At 46.3% G+C, this 16,290-nt stretch carries 9 protein-coding genes; 8 read left to right on the top strand and 1 reads right to left on the bottom strand.

The features are described 5' to 3' along the window. Positions 1–67: 67 nt before the first annotated feature. From KJS52_RS14370 to KJS52_RS14340, 7 genes are all read left to right on the top strand, one after another. Positions 68–2,620, top strand: a complete 2,553-nt coding sequence (locus KJS52_RS14370; RefSeq protein WP_213516392.1) for a DUF5696 domain-containing protein — start codon at positions 68–70, stop codon at positions 2,618–2,620. Continuing rightward, a complete protein-coding gene (locus KJS52_RS14365; RefSeq protein WP_213516390.1) occupies positions 2,617–3,528 on the top strand; it encodes a carbohydrate ABC transporter permease in 912 nt (303 codons plus the stop codon). The genes KJS52_RS14370 and KJS52_RS14365 overlap by 4 nt, the downstream gene beginning before the upstream one ends. A gap of 16 nt (positions 3,529–3,544) precedes the next feature. Next, positions 3,545–4,492, top strand: a complete 948-nt coding sequence (locus KJS52_RS14360) for a carbohydrate ABC transporter permease (protein WP_213516388.1) — start codon at positions 3,545–3,547, stop codon at positions 4,490–4,492. Positions 4,493–6,196: 1,704 nt separating this feature from the next. Continuing rightward, positions 6,197–7,507: an endo-1,4-beta-xylanase gene (locus KJS52_RS14355; RefSeq protein ID WP_373871363.1), complete on the top strand. Its 1,311-nt coding sequence runs from the start codon at positions 6,197–6,199 to the stop codon at positions 7,505–7,507. A gap of 280 nt (positions 7,508–7,787) precedes the next feature. Next, a complete protein-coding gene (locus tag KJS52_RS14350; protein ID WP_213516385.1) occupies positions 7,788–9,980 on the top strand; it encodes an ABC transporter transmembrane domain-containing protein in 2,193 nt (730 codons plus the stop codon). Continuing rightward, complete coding sequence (locus KJS52_RS14345; protein WP_213516383.1) at positions 9,980–10,474, top strand: DUF1854 domain-containing protein; 495 nt, start codon at positions 9,980–9,982, stop codon at positions 10,472–10,474. Before KJS52_RS14350 ends, KJS52_RS14345 begins: the two co-directional genes overlap by 1 nt. A 20-nt stretch (positions 10,475–10,494) precedes the next feature. Next, positions 10,495–12,009: a glycoside hydrolase family 43 protein gene (locus tag KJS52_RS14340; protein WP_213516381.1), complete on the top strand. Its 1,515-nt coding sequence runs from the start codon at positions 10,495–10,497 to the stop codon at positions 12,007–12,009. Between the two features lie 78 nt (positions 12,010–12,087). On the opposite strand, the gene KJS52_RS14335 is transcribed toward KJS52_RS14340, so the two are convergent. Next, positions 12,088–12,858, bottom strand: a complete 771-nt coding sequence (locus KJS52_RS14335) for a response regulator (protein ID WP_213516379.1) — start codon at positions 12,856–12,858, stop codon at positions 12,088–12,090. Between the two features lie 231 nt (positions 12,859–13,089). On the opposite strand from KJS52_RS14335, the gene KJS52_RS14330 reads away from it, so the two are divergent. Continuing rightward, positions 13,090–16,206, top strand: coding sequence for a hybrid sensor histidine kinase/response regulator (locus tag KJS52_RS14330; RefSeq protein WP_213516377.1), 3,117 nt, complete (start codon positions 13,090–13,092; stop codon positions 16,204–16,206). Positions 16,207–16,290: the final 84 nt, after the last annotated feature.

Genomic DNA, 16,290 nt, shown 5'->3' with positions numbered 1-16,290 from the left:
AGGGCACTATGAACCCGTACGGAAGCGTATCCGAGCAAATATGATGAAAGGCATGAGGGGGATAGAAATGAGAGTAGCAAAAAAATGGCTTGCTCTATTAGTGGCAATTGTGCTTCTGGCAGGCTGTACGAATGGACAGCCGGCAGATGAAGCGGGTACAGAGAATGAATCGCAGGAGCAGCAGGTCAGCATTGAAGCGAAGCCCGTTGCCGCTGCATTTAGTAGCTCGGCAGTGCCGGGGATGAAGGGAATGCTGGAAAACGATCAGCTGCAGCTCTATGTGAATGAGGAATCGGGTGAAATCGCGATTGTTCATAAGCAAAGTGGAGAGGTATGGCACAGCAATCCAGTGGGAAGAGCTGACGATACCTTAGCATCAGGAGTAAACAAGGATATGCTGTCTGCCCAGCTGCGGCTCGACTTTTACAATTCCTTTGGACAAATTAGCTCGATTAACTCTTACACAGATAGCGCCGCTCACAAGCAGCTGAAGGTGGAGCCAATCGACAACGGCATTAAAGTAACCTATCAATTTGGCACAGCGCAAAGAACGGTTGAGGATTTGCCGATGAAGCTGAGCAAGACGCGATTTGAGGAATTGACAGGACAAATGGATAAAGCGGGGCAGCGGGCACTGCTAATCGCTTATAAGGAAAACAAGGAAACTGATGTATACGAAAGAAATGACAGCGCGCTTCAGGGGCTGCAGCTAGATCGCGCCCTGCAAGCATTTGATGCGATCGGATATACCGAGGAGGATTTGATCCAGGATGCTGCAGAGCATAATCTATCGCAAACAAAGCCCGAGCCAAGAGTGTTCTATGCTTCGATAGAGTATAGGCTGGATGGCGACAGCCTGCTTGCAACGATTCCAGTTGCAGACATTCAGTACCCTGATGCGTACCCTGTTAATATGGTTACGATGCTGAGCTTTTTTGGCGCCGGCGATGCTCAGGAAGCAGGCTCCATTCTCGTTCCGGACGGCTCAGGAGCGTTGATTCATTTTAATAACGGCAAAACGAAATATCCTGCCTATCAGCAAGCCGTATATGGTCTGGATATGACGATGGAAGCAACAGAGGATGCCAATCAGGAGCAAAAGGTGAGGCTGCCCGTATTTGGCATAATCCGAGAGGATAGCGCCTTTCTTGGCATTATTGAGCAGGGTGCAGCTGCAGCGACAATTAATGCCGATGTAAGCGGCAGATTGAACAGCTACAACTATGTGTACCCGAGCTTTTATGTCGTGAACAAGGGTGATGTGACGCTTGACGCCAACGGACAGCGCCGCACTCTGCCTAAGTTTCAGGAGCAGCCAATGCAAACGGACTATACGGTTCGCTATGTATTTCTTGGCAAGGAGCAGGCTTCATATCCGCAGATGGCGCAATATTATCAAAGCTATTTGCAGGAGCGCAACGCTTTGCCGCAGCCTCTGGAAAAAAGCGAAAATACGGAGAGCACATTTTATGTTGAGCTGATCGGCAGCATATCCAAGCTTAAGCATATGGCAGGTATCCCGTATCAGGCGCTAGAGCCGCTAACGACATTTGATCAGGCGAAAAGCATTATCGCACAGCTCGAGGAGCGAAATATTAAGAAGCTGGCTGTCAAATATGCAGGCTGGTATAACGGCGGGCTCGATCATAAGGTGCCATCCAAGGTTACTGTTGACAAGGGCATAGGCGGCAGCAGCGGGCTGAAGGAGTTTATTGCATTTGCAGAGGAGAAACAGCTCGATTTATTTCTCGAGTCGGCACTGGTAATGGCGAACTCAAGCAAAGGCTTTAATGAAAGAAAGCAGGCTTCACGCACGTTAAGAGAGATTCCGGCGATGCTTTATCCTGTAGATTTGGCGCTAAACCGTCGCGATCGTGAAAAAGCGCCATCCTATATTATCTCGCCTCGTTATGTGGAGTCGTATACAGCATCGCTGTTGAAGGGGCTTGGCAAATATGAGCCGAACGGCATTGCTCTGCGTGATTTGGCGGATTTGCTGAACAGCGACTTTTTGAAGAACAAGCAAATCGACCGCGTGCAATCTGAGCAAATTTCTGTACGGGCATTGCAAATGATTGAGGAGCAAAGCTTGCAAATGCTTGCGGACGGTGGTAACGCGTATGCGCTGCCTTATGTGACACATTTGACGAACGCGCCGATGACGAGCAGTAAATTTAAAATTGAGGACGAAACGATCCCGTTCTATCAGATGGTGATACGGGGCTTTATCGACTATGCGGGGACGCCGTATAATTTGTCCACCTATACGAATGAACGGCAGTATGTGCTTAAAGCACTGGAATATGGCTCCAATGTCTACTTCAAATGGATCTATGAGCCGAACTATTCGATTAAGGATACGGATCAAAATGATTTGTATGCCGTCAATTACGAAATTTGGCTTGACCAGGCAACGGCTATTTACAATGAGGTCAATGACTTCTTGCAGCTTGTTGGCTCCAAACGAATTGTTGACCATGAGAAATTAAGTGAAGGCGTGTATAAAACAACGTATGAAAATGGCATGTATGTTATCGTCAACTACAGCACCTCACAGGTGACGGTAGATGGCAAAATCATTGATGCCGAGGGCTATGTAACAGGTGGTGATCGTTCATGAGAAAAGGATTGAAGCTCGGCATAACCAGGACGTATGCGCAGCAAAAGGCGTTTTGGGGCTTTCTTTATGTGCTGCCATGGCTGCTCGGATTTATTTTTTTCTTTCTCATTCCTTTAATATCCTCCCTTCGCTACAGCTTAAGCACGATTACGGCGAATGCGCAAGGGATGACCATTGAATTTATCGGTCTGAAAAACTATATTGAAGCCTTAACCGTTAATACGAGCTTTAACCGTACATTGACGGAGTCGATTGTGAATATGGTCGTTAATGTTCCGCTAATTGTTATTTTCAGCTTGTTTTTGGCGGTATTGCTTAATCAGAAGTTTTTTGGCCGTTCAGTAGCTCGCGCTATCTTTTTTCTGCCTGTTATTCTTGCCTCAGGCGTTATTTTATCGCTGGAAAGCACAAGCCTGATTCAAGCGGTAAATGATCAGAACGCTGGCGGCTCTGGCGCAATTAATGCCTTCAGCAGCTTCGAGCTGCAAAGGCTAATGCTGGAGGCTGGCTTTAGCGAATCCATCGTGCTCTATTTAACAGGGGCGGTCGATCGCATTTATGAGATTGTAAGCTTGTCAGGCGTGCAAATCCTCATTTTCCTGGCAGGGATTCAAACAATTTCGCCGCAGCTGTATGAGGCTTCGAAAATGGAAGGCGCAACCGGCTATGAGGCGTTTTGGAAAATTACATTTCCAATGGTGAGTCCGCTTATTTTGGTCAACGTCGTGTATACCATTATCGACTCGTTTTCGCGTAATGCGCTGACTGATTTAATTCGCGAGACTGGCTTTACCAAGTTCAACTTTGGTCTAAGCTCGGCAATGGCCTGGATTTACTTCCTGTGCATCGCCGTTATTTTGGCAATTAGTACGTTCCTAATTTCAAGAAAAGTATTCTATCACGAATAGAAGGAGGGTGTGAAGCTTGATTCAATCAAAACTATTATCCTTTGAAAACTGGAAGAAATGGCTTTGGTCATTCGTACGGTACACCCTAATTCTAGGTTTGGCGTTCGTTATTTTGTATCCGATTCTGCAAAAAATATCTACGGCGATCAAGGATAAGTCGGATCTTTATTCGCCAATCGTGGTGTGGATTCCGCAAAACTACTCGCTTAACAATTTCAAGCAGGTCATTAGCATTATGGACTACTGGGAGACATTGCTTAATACGTTTTCGCTGTCTGCGGTAACAACAATATTAACTGCGGTTTCCTGCGCCCTGGCTGGCTATGGCTTTGCTCGCTTAAAATTCAAGGGGAGCAATCTACTATTTGCCGGCGTGCTGCTGACCATTCTTGTACCACCGACCACGATTTTAATACCGATTTATTTGAACTTGAAGGATTTTACTTTAATGGGTCTAATTCCTTTACTAACAGGCAAGCCTGTTAACTTGCTCAATTCATATTGGCCGTTTATTTTAACGTCAATGACAGCCAACTCATTAAAGGCCGGCTTGTACATTTTCATTTTCAGGCAGTTTTTCCGAGGCATTCCGAAGGAAGTAGAGGAGGCAGCCTATATTGATGGCGCCAGCATCGGTAAAACCTTCATGCGCATAATGCTGCCTAATGCGGTTCCGGCCATTATTACAGTAACGCTGTTTTCCTTCGTCTGGCAGTGGAATGACAGCTTCTACACGACAACGTATTTGACCTCAAGCAAGGTTATGGCTACCCAGCTGTCATCGCTGCCATATAATTTGGCGATTCAGCTGGATGGAGGAGATGCCTCCAAGGCAGATCCGTTTTACTTAAGCATGGTGCAGGATACCGGCATTCTGATGGCGATACTGCCGCTCATCATCATTTACTTGTTTGTGCAGAGGTATTTTGTAGAGAGTATAGAGCGCACAGGAATCGTCGGGTAGGGGAAGTTCAAAATCTGGACTTTGATGACGATGCGCAGCGTTGTAGCTTAGTCGGCGTCGAATCTCGAACGCTAGCGAAAACTGCAGTGCTCACGTAGCAAGTGCCTACGCTGCGCTCCTCGCCTTCTAGTATCGTGCCATCTTCTTGGTCCTGAAAGCCCAGATTTTGAACCCTTATTGGAAGAGGTCGTTCAAAATCTGGACTTTGATGACGATGCGCAGCGTTGTAGCTTAGTCGGTGTCGAATCTCGAACGCTAGCGAAAACTGCGGTGCTTACGTAGCAATCGCCTACGCTGCGCTCCTCGTTTTCTGCTAGCGTCCGAGCTTCTTGGTCCTGAAAGCCCAGATTTTGAACCTCTATTGGAAGAGGTCGTTCAAAATCTGGACTTTGATGACGATGTGATTGCGTTGTAGCTTAGTCGGCGTCGAATATGTCACGCTACCGAAGGCTTCGGTGCTCACGTAGCAAGTGCCCACGCTGCGCTCCTCGCCTTCTAGTATCGTGCCATCTTCTTGGTCCTGAAAGCCCAGATTTTGAACCCTTATTGAAAGAGGTCGTTCAAAATCTGGACTTTGATGACGATGCTGGGCGCTATCCGAAAAGTGTAAAGCTAGTGGCTAAGGAATCTGGATAACGCTATTTGTAGCAAATGAAGTCATTCTTAACTTTAATGAATCTATAGCACCTTATTAGGCAATTTTTACTGTGATTTAGGTGATTTGCCGCACTTAACGTTGTGTATATTCATTAGATTTTTACAGACTCCAATATGATCAATTAACGTTACCTGGATTCTTTAAACCTTCACTATAGTTTCGGATAACTCCTTTAGGTACTCACGTAGCAATGCTCTACGCTGTGCTCCAGCGTCCGAGCTTCTTGGCCTGCACTCAAAAAAAACTACAGCGAAGGAGCAAAGCATCCGAAAAACGAGAGTGGGTCGCCTTTAACATCGTAATGCAACCATAAAAAATCCAATAAGATAGCATTACGATTTAAAAAGCGACTGTAGGATGCATTGCTCCGGAGCGCTGATGCCGCTCGCTCGCTTCGTAGCGCACTCAACAACAAAAAAAAGCTACAGCGAAGGAGCAAAGCATCCGAAAAACGAAGTGGGTCGCCTTTAACATCGTAATGCAACCATAAAAATTCAAATAAGGAGCATTACGATTTAAAAAGCGACTGTAGGATGCTTAGCTCCGTAGCGCTGATGCCGCTACGCTGGCTTCGTAGCGCACTCAACAGAAAAAAAGCTACAGCGAAGGAGCGAAGCATCCGAAAAACGAGAGTGGGTCGCCTTTAACATCGTAATGCAACCATAAAAAATCCAATAAGATAGCATTACGATTTAAAAAGCGACTGTAGGATGCATTGCTCCGTAGCGCTGATGCCGCTACGCTGGCTTCGTAGCGCACTCAACAACAAAAAAAAGCTACAGCGAAGGAGCAAAGCATCCGAAAAACGAAGAGGGTCGCCTTTAACATCGTAATGCAACCATAAAAATTCAAATAAGGAGCATTACGATTTAAAAAGCGACTGTAGGATGCATTGCTCCGGAGCGCTGAAAAACGAGAGTGGGTCGCCTTTAACATCGTAATGCAACCATAAAAAATCCAATAAGATAGCATTACGATTTAAAAAGCGACTGTAGGATGTATTGCTCCGGAGCGCTGAAATCGCCATATAGGGGGGCATGATAGATGTGAATGGTAACAGGTTAAAAAGAAGATTGACGATAATGGTTGCGGTTATTACAGCCGCAGCCTTGCTTGCCATTACAGGGTGTACGAAGCAGCCTGTGAACGATACGCAATCAGCAAATGGTGTACAAGAAACGGGCATGGTTGAGCAGAATGGCGAGTCGGAGACTGGTGAAGCAGCGGGGCAAAGCGGTGAAGCAGAGACAGACGAAGCAGTAGGAAAAAATAGCGAGCCGCAGCCAACGACGACTCAACCTACGCCAGAGCCTTCTGTAGAAGCTGACATTCCGTCGCTTTACGAAGCTTTTAATGATTATTTTCCGATCGGCGCGGCTATTGAGCCATTCCAGACTAGCGGCTTGAAGTCTGATTTGCTGAAGAAGCATGTTAATATGCTTGTCGCGGAAAATGTCATGAAGCCTGCCTCAATTCATCCAGCGGAGGATACCTATCGTTGGGAAGAGGCAGATAAAATCGTTCAGTTTGCCAAAGAAAACAACATGCAGCTCCGCTTTCATACATTAGTGTGGCATACTCAGGTCGGCGATTGGTTTTTTAAAGATGCGGAAGGCAAGCCGATGGTTGATGAAACTGATCCAGCGAAGCGGGAAGCGAACAAAAAGCTGCTGCTTGAACGGCTGGATGATCATGTACGAACAATTGTTAGTCGATACAAGGATGATATTATTTCCTGGGATGTTGTCAACGAGGTGATTGAACCTCGTGATCCTCACGGCATGCGTGCCAGCGAATGGTATCAAATTACGGGGACCGATTATATTGAAACCGCTTTTCGTGCCGCACGTGAGGCTGGTGGACCAGACATCAAGCTGTATATTAACGATTACGGAACAGATGACATTACGAAAAGAGAAATGCTTTACGATCTTGTGAAGGAAATGCTCGATAAAGGAGTGCCAATTGATGGCGTGGGGCATCAGACTCATATTAGCATTCATTGGCCGCCTGTAGCAGATATTATTGAATCAATGGAGCGATTCGCCGAATTGGGCTTGGTCAACAGTGTTACTGAGCTTGATATGAGCTTATATGCGTGGGATGACCGCAGTGATTTCGGCGAAAGCATTCCGGAAGAAGTGTTGAGCAAGCAAGCTGATCGATATCGGGAGCTGTTTGAAGCATTAAAAGCCAATAAAGACATAATTAATGAAGTTGTTTTTTGGGGAATAGCAGATGATCATACGTGGTTGAGCGGCTTTCCCGTAAAACGGACAGAAGCTCCACTTCTGTTCGACAAGTATCTGCATGCTAAACCGGCATTTTGGGCAGTGGTAGATTCTAAGAATGACTAGCTAGATTTCGTAAAAATATTAACTCATAAACAAATATATTGATTTCAATTTGAAACGCGCTTACAATGTCTAATATGTAAATGTAATCCATAAGCATACGGGATCTGCTTGCTCCTCGTCAACTTTGAGTGCGCTACGATCGCTTCGCAGCATACTCGAAACAAATAAAGCCCCAGCGGAGAATGCTATGTTCCGTAGCGCTGACTGGAGGATGCTATGTTCCGTAGCGCTGACTGGAGGATGCTATGTTCCGTAGCATTTGAAAAAGGATGAGTGATAGATGATAGACATGACAGCTTTACCGCAGCAGTGCAGGGAGCAGGTTAAGGAAGAACTGCTGTTCAGCATGAAGGCGGATCTTAATTTGCAAGGCAGAATAGCTGAGCATTGGCTGGCGATTACTTATGAAGAGCTGATTGTGTGGGATGAAAAGCATACTCCAATTAAACGGCTGCCGATTGAAACTATTCAAGAGGCAAGAGCGGTGAGCAATGTCGGAAGCGGGATGCTAATTGCCGAAACGAAAGAAGGTCCTGTTGTTGCAGCTCGCTACACCTCGTCCTTATCTTCTGGAATGGGCTTCGCCGCCAAGCTGATTTCAGCGCTGGTACAAGGAGAAGAGCTGCCTGTCTTGTCAAAAAGTGATATGCCGCGCTACTGCTCGAACTGCCATAGCCCGCTGGAAGAAGGCACACAGTTTTGCGAGGTATGCATGAGCAAAAAGTACGCGATGCTGCGTATGCTCGGCTATTTGAAGCCATATAAGCTAAAGGCTGTGCTGGCTGCTTGTCTGCTAATTCTGTCCACATTAGTAGAATTAATCCCGCCTTACTTAACGAAAATTATTATCGATGATGTGCTGCAGCCGCAGCAGGGGGGCGCAATTTTTCTCCTTGTTATTGCGGCCTGGGCTGCCACGCTTGTTGTGATGTCTGCAATGCAAGCTTTGCGGGGCTATATTGGAGTCGCAATTAGCTCCAAGCTGATGGGGGATATACGCAAGGATGTATATGAGTCTTTAATGAGACTGTCGCTTGCTTTTTTTGACCGCAGGCAAACCTCTCAATTTATTAGCCGAGTCAACAATGACGCAGAGTCGATGCGCCAATTTATGACGGACGGTGTTATTTACATAGCGGGCCATTTGCTGCGCTTTATTTTTATTCTTGTCATTATTTTTTCTATGGATTGGAAGCTGACGCTGCTAACGCTGCTGCCGATACCGCTGCTCGTTTTTTTATCCTTTACGATTTGGCCGAAGGTAGGACGCCGACTTTATCAGCAGTGGCGAGCGATTTTTCGCTTGAATATGCAGGTGGGCGATACGCTGCAAGGAATACGCGTCATTAAAGCGTTCGGCAAGGAGAAGCTTGAGCTGGAGCGCTATCAGACTGCCAATGAAGAGGTTGTTCGGCATGATATGCGCTCGGAGAAAATGTGGCAGTTTTTCTTTCCGGCCTTTGGCTTGATTACAAGCCTGGGCACGGTCGTTGTCTGGTATTTGGGCGGACATCAGGTACTGAACAGTGAGCTGCAGCTAGGTGTGCTGCTTGCATTTGTCGCGTATTTGGGCATGCTGTTTGGTCCGATTCAGTGGCTTAGTCAAATGATTAGCTGGACGAGTCGAGCGATGACCTCTGCCCATCGTATTTTTGAAATTATGGATACGCCTGCGGATGTAGCGGATCATCCGCAAGCAGTCAAGCCTGACCAGATCAAGGGTGGGGTTGTGCTGCGCAACGTTACGTATGGCTATGAAAAGCATCATCCTGTTTTGAAAAATATTAATCTTGACGTTAAGGCAGGGGAAATGATAGGACTTGTCGGGCATTCGGGAGCGGGAAAATCAACGTTCATTAATTTGCTCTGCCGCTTTTATGATGCGGATGAAGGTGAGATTTTAATAGATGGCGTTCCGATTCGCCATATTGAGCAGACGGAGCTGCGCCGCCAAATCGGCGTCGTGCTGCAGGAAACCTTCCTGTTTGATGGAACAATAGCCGAAAATATAGCGTACTCCAAGCCTGATGCGACACCTGAAGAAATTATGCGTGCAGCTAAAATCGCCAATGCGCATGATTTTATTGTTCGTTTGCCTGACGGCTACGATACTCGGGTAGGCGAGCGCGGGCACAAGCTCTCTGGCGGAGAGAAGCAGCGGGTAGCGATTGCGAGAGCGGTCATTCATGATCCGAGAATTTTAATACTGGATGAAGCAACGGCCTCTGTTGATACGGAAACGGAACGGCAAATCCAGGAGGCGCTTGCGAATTTGGTAAAAGGCAGAACGACCTTCGCCATCGCCCATCGTTTGTCGACCTTGCGTAATGCCGATCGTCTCGTTGTACTGGAGCGCGGCAAAATGGTTGAGCTCGGCACGCATGAGCAGCTGCTTGCCAAGGCGGATGGCGTTTACCGCAAGCTGGTTGACGCCCAAATGGAAATGTCGAAAATCAGAGGAGTTGGAAGCTAATGAACGTTGAAGATATTCGCATCCTCCAGCCAGTAGATGTCTACGTTTACCGCAGTGAAGGGGGCGTGCTGCAAGGCGTTATTGCAGGCAAAACCTATGATGAGCTGCTCGTTTATTTGGCGTTTCCGATGCAATATACGAGCTCGTACCTTTCTATTCGTACCAAGGAGGGCGATGAGCTCGGTATTGTGCGTGAGCTTGCCGAGCTGGAGAAAGACAGCGCGGCTGCTTTGGAGGAAGAGCTTGGACTGCGATATTTTTTGCCGAGAGTGAGCAGAATCGAGCGGATCAAGCAAAAATCTGATTTATGGTTCTGGGAGCTGCAAACGCATCTGGGACCTATGCGCATCATTATGCGCAACTTGCATGAGCATATTCATTTTCCTGGCGGAGACCGCATTATTTTATCCGATCTTGACGGGAGACGCTGTGATATTGAGAACTGGAAGCGGCTTGATGCGCATAGTCAAAGGCTGTTAAGAGATATTTTATAGACTGACTGCATGGGAGGAACATGATGAGCAGCAAAATCAATAACCCTATTATTTGGGCCGATGTGCCGGATCCGAGTGTCATTGCCGCAGGTGAGTATTTCTATATGGTGAGTACGAGCATGCATATGATGCCAGGCTGTCCGATTATGAGATCGAAGGATTTAGTGAATTGGGAAATTGTTAATTATGTATTTGATACATTGGAGGACAATGATCAGCACAATATGATTGACGGCGGTCACATTTACAGCAAGGGCTCGTGGGCGGCATGCCTGCGTGAGCATAACGGGATCTACTATGTATGCTTCTCCAGCCTTGACACGCGGCAATTTTATGTTTATCACACGAATGATATTGATCAAGGAAATTGGCAGCGCTCTGTGATTAAGCAGCTGTTTCATGATCCAAGTTTGCTGTTTGAGGAGGATCGTGTGTTTGTCATCTATGGCAATGGGGACATTCGAATTACGGAGCTGACTTCCGATCTTACAGCTGTTAAAGAAGGCGGAGTCAATCAGCTGCTGCTGGAAGCGCAGCGTGAAGGAATAGGGCTGCGCGCGGAAGGCTGCCATGCCTATCGAATTAACGGCTTCTATTATTATTTCTTTATAGAATGGCCAAAAGACGGCAATCAGCGGCGCAGGCAAATATGCTATCGCTCTAAGCAGCTGCTTGGTCCATTTGAGAGTCAAATTGTGCTGGATGACAATATGGGCTATCGCAATCATGGCGTAGCTCAGGGAGGGATTTTTGAGGCAGGGAACGGGCAATGGTATTCGGTTCTTTTTCAGGATCATGATGCAGTTGGCAGAATTCCAATTGCGTTGCCGGTTAGCTGGAAGGATGGATGGCCCGTATTCGGCTTAGAAGGAAAAGCGCCTGAGGAATTTACGACGCCTTTACCATATACGCCGACTGCGCCAATTATTTGCAGTGATGAGTTTGATTACACAGTTAACAAGCTAGCGCTGCAATGGCAATGGAACCATAATCCGGATCATGCGCTCTGGACACTGACCGAGCGGCCAGGCTACTTAAGGCTGAAAACAGGTGCGCTTGCAGACAGTGTGCTGAAGGCAAGAAATACGCTGACACAGCGTACGCAAGGACCAGCCTGCAAGCACGAAACACTGCTTGAATTGACTAATTTGCAGTCGGGTGATCATGCTGGTCTGGTTGCGCTGCAGCATTGGTTTGGCACTGTTGGGGCAAGGATTGACGAGCATGGAGCTTGCAGCATCGTGATGACGATTAATGATGGGGAAGGTCGGGAGCAGGTCGTTGAATCCGTTCCGTATACTGCGGAGCATGTTTACTTGAAGATTGAGTATAACTTTGAAAATAGCATTGATCAGGCATGCTTTTATTTTGCAAGTGAGCAAGGACAATGGCAGACTATCGGCCAAACGCTGCATATGAAATATACACTGGATCATTTTATGGGGTACCGTACGGGCTTGTTCTGCTATACAAGTCAGCAAAGCGGGGGATATGCTGATTTTGCTTATTTCCATCATTCATCATTATTGAAATGAATACACGAATCGCGCCTGTCGGACAAACGACAGGCGCGATTTGCTTTAGGGCGTATCCTCGGAGTTCTCAGATACGTCCTAATTGGCGCGAGACAGCTCGTATTTTTTTCTATATTCGTTAGCGCTTGAGCCCGTATATTCCTTAAACTTTTTATAGAACCAGTCGATTTCGGTATAGCCGATTTCATTGGCGATTTCATATATTTTCATATCGGTCTTTTTCAGCAGCAGCTTTGCTTTCTCCATGCGCTGCTGCAGTAAATATTCATTAAAGGACATATTTTCATGGTGCTTGAATTTTTGCCCCAGGTAAGCACAGTTGAAATGCAGCTTTCTGGAAATTTGCTTTAGCGTAATATTTTGATGCAGCTCATCCTGTACATAGCGCTTTACCGTGTCAATAACTGCCTTGGCCGCAGCATCTTTTTTGTTTACTGAAGCCGTTTTCATGACAGGAGCCAAGTAATAAGCATGATTTTTCTCCAGCTCGCTTTGTACAGCTCGCAGGCTTGAAGTCAAGGCGCCCTCCAGCAGCGGTTCTGTCAAATAGTCGCTAATTTGATAGGTTAATGCTTTTCTTGCAAGGCGGAAGTCATCCTTTCCACTAAGCAGAATAATCGGTACTCGGCTTTGCTGGCGAATGCGGCTGCAAAGCACAAGGCCACTAGAGTTATAGCCTTTCATATTAATGATAACTAAGGAAAAGCTCCTGCTATTCAGGAAATTGAGCGCTGCTGCAAACTCGCTTGTACTGGCATGGATGCGGAAGCTGGATGCGGCGTTGTGAATAAGTGCAGCAGTTTCATTTAATGTAACCGGATTTGGATCAACGAGAAGTACGCTATACATGAAGTGGTTCCCCCTTTTACTGTATACGCCTGTTGATTGCAACAAGGATTAGGCCAATAAAAATGAATACGCTTTAATTATGGAAAATGAAAGCGGTGCAAACAATGTGCAAATCTTTGCTCTTGCTGCATTTGTTTACTTGTTGGCTGCTTGGAGGGAGAGTACTAATTTCATATCGTTACTAAATGCGAATTTGCAGGATTAGTTGTCGATAATGTCGAAGTATCAAGCATGGATATTACGAGAAAACGAAAGAAACATAAGTATATTATACTTAATATCGCCGTGCTGCTTTTATTTGTCGGCTTTCTTATTGTACTTCGCTGGGGATGGTTTAACATATTTCCGACTCCTGAGCAGCCTGAAATCGTAAATGGCGTGCTGGATTTACGCGACTGGGATCTGCAGCAATCCGTCTCCATACCGTTGAATGGGGAGTGGAAATTTTATCCGAATAAGCTCTATACCTACTACGATGAAGAACGGTACTCTGAAGAAGCTTCTTGGGTAAATGTTCCAGGCGATTGGAGAAGCGAATTTCCCGGGCACAAAGAATCGTCGATCGGATACGGTACGTATGAGCTGCGCATTTTAACGGACCCTTTGAAGCATCCTGTTTCTTTGTGGGCAAAAAAAATAGAAGCGGCATCTACGGTTGAAATTAATGGGTTTACTGAAGGCTTGGTTGGCAAGCCGGCGGATAATGCTGCTGATTATGTGCCCAATCGCGTTTCCTTTACGGTTACTTATACGGAAAGAGATCAGCAAGAGCTTATTGTGCTTGTTCGTGTCTCAAACTTTGAAAATCCTTACAAGGGAGGTATTCTATATCCTATTCGCTTCGGATCTGAGGCTGCGATAGATAATGAGCGGTGGTACTCGATCGGTTTTCAGTTAATTACTTTTGTTATATTGGTGCTTCATGGCTTATACGCTATTATTCTTTATTTGTTCAACCGAGAACGATCTTTGTTTATCTTTAGCTTGTTAACGCTTGTAGCTGGCGTAACCGTAGTGGCTGATCATGATACTGTTCTGATGACCTGGTTCTCATTTAATTATGAATGGGCAATGAAAATCAGAATGCTTGCTTATTTGTGGGTAACCTTTTTAATTTTTTATTCGCTAAAGAAATTTTCGACAGTAGCTCGAAAAAGCAGGCTGGCTATGCTTTATACATGCATTCTTGCAGTCTATTCGCTTTTTATAGCTATAGCTTCACCCGAGTTATTGCATGCTTCCATTCATTTGCGAATATTCACATTATTGTATATATGGCCAATTGCTATGAGCATTTATTTGGCGGTCCATATCTATGTAAAGAATCGAAATGGAGAAGGCACGATTTTCTTGCTTCTCTCGGCAATCGCTGTAGTCTCCAGTATTGTTTGGGGAATCTTTGTTAAATTTGTCGTATATTATCCGATTGATATTATAGCGGCGATAATATGCTTTTCTACCTTCTGGTTTAAGCAATATTTCAACTATGTTCAGGAAAACGTGAAGTTAAATGAGAAGCTGCGTGAAGCAGACAAGCTGAAGGATCAATTTTTGACCAATACGTCCCATGAGCTTAGAACGCCGCTGCACGGAATTATGAATATTGCCGAAACCGTGCTTAGTCATGAAGTCGAGCATTTAAGCGAGAAAAGCCGCAAGGATATGAAGCTGCTGGTCACAATTAGCCGGCGCATGTCGTCGATGCTTGTTGACCTTCTTGATGCTGTACAGCTGAAGGAGCATCGCATCAAGCTTAACAGCAAGCCGCTGCTTGTTCAGTCGGTCGTTCCGGGAGTCATCAATATGCTCGGTTTTCTGCATGAAAACAAACCGATTCATATTGTGATGGATATAGCGAAAACAACGCCAGCTGTAATGGCGGATGAAAAACGGCTTGTGCAAATTATTTACAACTTATTGCATAACGCGATCAAATTTACGGAAAAAGGAAAAATAACCTTAACCGCGGAGCAGCGAAATGATGCGGTCTGGCTTCATGTATCCGACACCGGAGTTGGTATGGACGAAGAAACACAAGCGCGTATATTTCTGCCCTATGAGCAAGGGATTCATGGCATGAATGACGGGAGAGGGATCGGCCTTGGCCTAACGATTTGCAGACAGCTTGTTGAACTGCACGGAGGAGCTTTAACGGTATCCTCAGAGCTTGGCAAAGGATCCGTATTCAGCTTCTCACTGCCACTGGCGAATGCGGAGGACATTTCAACGGCACAGCTTTCCATGTACGAGAACAAGGATTTGGTAAAGGTTGAGTCGAGCAATACGGAAATCCTTGCTGTAGAAAGGAAAGCGCCAACCGCAGTGGTTACGGCGTTGGAGAGAGCAAGCCGCTCTTCTGACAAAGCTATGATTCATATTTTGGCGGTGGATGATGATCCGGTTAATCTGGATGTGCTGAAGTCGATTCTTTCTACTGAGCCTTATGTGATCACGATCGCTGATTCAGCAGATAAAGCGCTGCAGCTGCTAGGAAGAGAGCAGTGGGATTTGCTAATCGCCGACGTTATGATGCCGGGCATGTCTGGTTATGATTTAACGCGCAAGGTTCGTGAGCAGTATTCCTTGTCCGAGCTGCCAGTGCTGCTGTTGACTGCTCGTACGCAGCCTTCCGACATCTATGCAGGTTTTTTGTCGGGCGCGAATGATTATGTAACGAAGCCAGTTGATGGTACGGAATTAAAATTCAGAATCCGCGCATTAACGGGGTTAAAGCAATCGATTAATGAGCTGTTGCGCATGGAGGCCGCATATTTGCAGGCGCAAATCCAGCCTCATTTTATATTCAACACGCTGAATTCGATTATGGCCTTAAGCGCGGTGGACATTGCAAAGATGAATAAGCTGGGCGAAGCTTTTGCCAACTACTTGAGAATCAGCTTTGACTTTCTTAATACGAAGCAGCTGGTTGGACTTTCTCACGAGCTCGAGCTTGTTCAAGCTTACTTGTATGTGGAGCAGGAGCGGTTTGGCGAACGATTGTCGATCAAATGGGACGTCCAGCTGGAAGACAAGCTGCTGCCTCCGCTTACGATCCAGCCTCTCGTTGAAAATGCGGTCAAGCATGGATTAATGAGTCAAATTAAAGGAGGCACGGTCCATATCCGCGCCGTGAAACAGGATAACGCGTTCCTCGTAGAGGTGAGGGATGATGGGAAAGGGATGGATGCGGAAACCGTTGCGGGCTTGTTGCAGGAACCAAGCCAGAGAAACAGAGGAATTGGCCTTTACAATACGAATCGCCGCCTGATCCAGCTGTACGGACGGGGACTGTCGATCTCCAGCACACCTGGTGAAGGAACGAGTGTTTCCTTTATCGTTCCGCTTTAATTGCAACAGCCCATAGCAAATAAGTTGAACCGTAGCCTGAAGCGATCATATCCCTTTGCACAGGATATAGCGCTCAGGCCACGG

The organism is Paenibacillus montaniterrae (assembly GCF_018403185.1).
Taxonomy (GTDB): Bacteria; Bacillota; Bacilli; order Paenibacillales; family Paenibacillaceae; genus Pristimantibacillus; species Pristimantibacillus montaniterrae.
This window is presented reverse-complemented; position numbering and strand designations above follow the sequence as displayed.

Bases quoted from the DNA above. Each gene is read 5' to 3' on its own strand.
- KJS52_RS14370 (WP_213516392.1), top strand. From the start codon at position 68: ATGAGAGTAGCAAAAAAATGGCTTGCTCTATTAGTGGCAATTGTGCTT.
- KJS52_RS14365 (WP_213516390.1), top strand. From the start codon at position 2,617: ATGAGAAAAGGATTGAAGCTCGGCATAACCAGGACGTATGCGCAGCAA.
- KJS52_RS14350 (WP_213516385.1), top strand. From the start codon at position 7,788: ATGATAGACATGACAGCTTTACCGCAGCAGTGCAGGGAGCAGGTTAAG.
- KJS52_RS14345 (WP_213516383.1), top strand. From the start codon at position 9,980: ATGAACGTTGAAGATATTCGCATCCTCCAGCCAGTAGATGTCTACGTT.
- KJS52_RS14340 (WP_213516381.1), top strand. From the start codon at position 10,495: ATGATGAGCAGCAAAATCAATAACCCTATTATTTGGGCCGATGTGCCG.
- KJS52_RS14335 (WP_213516379.1), bottom strand. From the start codon at position 12,858: ATGTATAGCGTACTTCTCGTTGATCCAAATCCGGTTACATTAAATGAA.
- KJS52_RS14330 (WP_213516377.1), top strand. From the start codon at position 13,090: ATGGATATTACGAGAAAACGAAAGAAACATAAGTATATTATACTTAAT.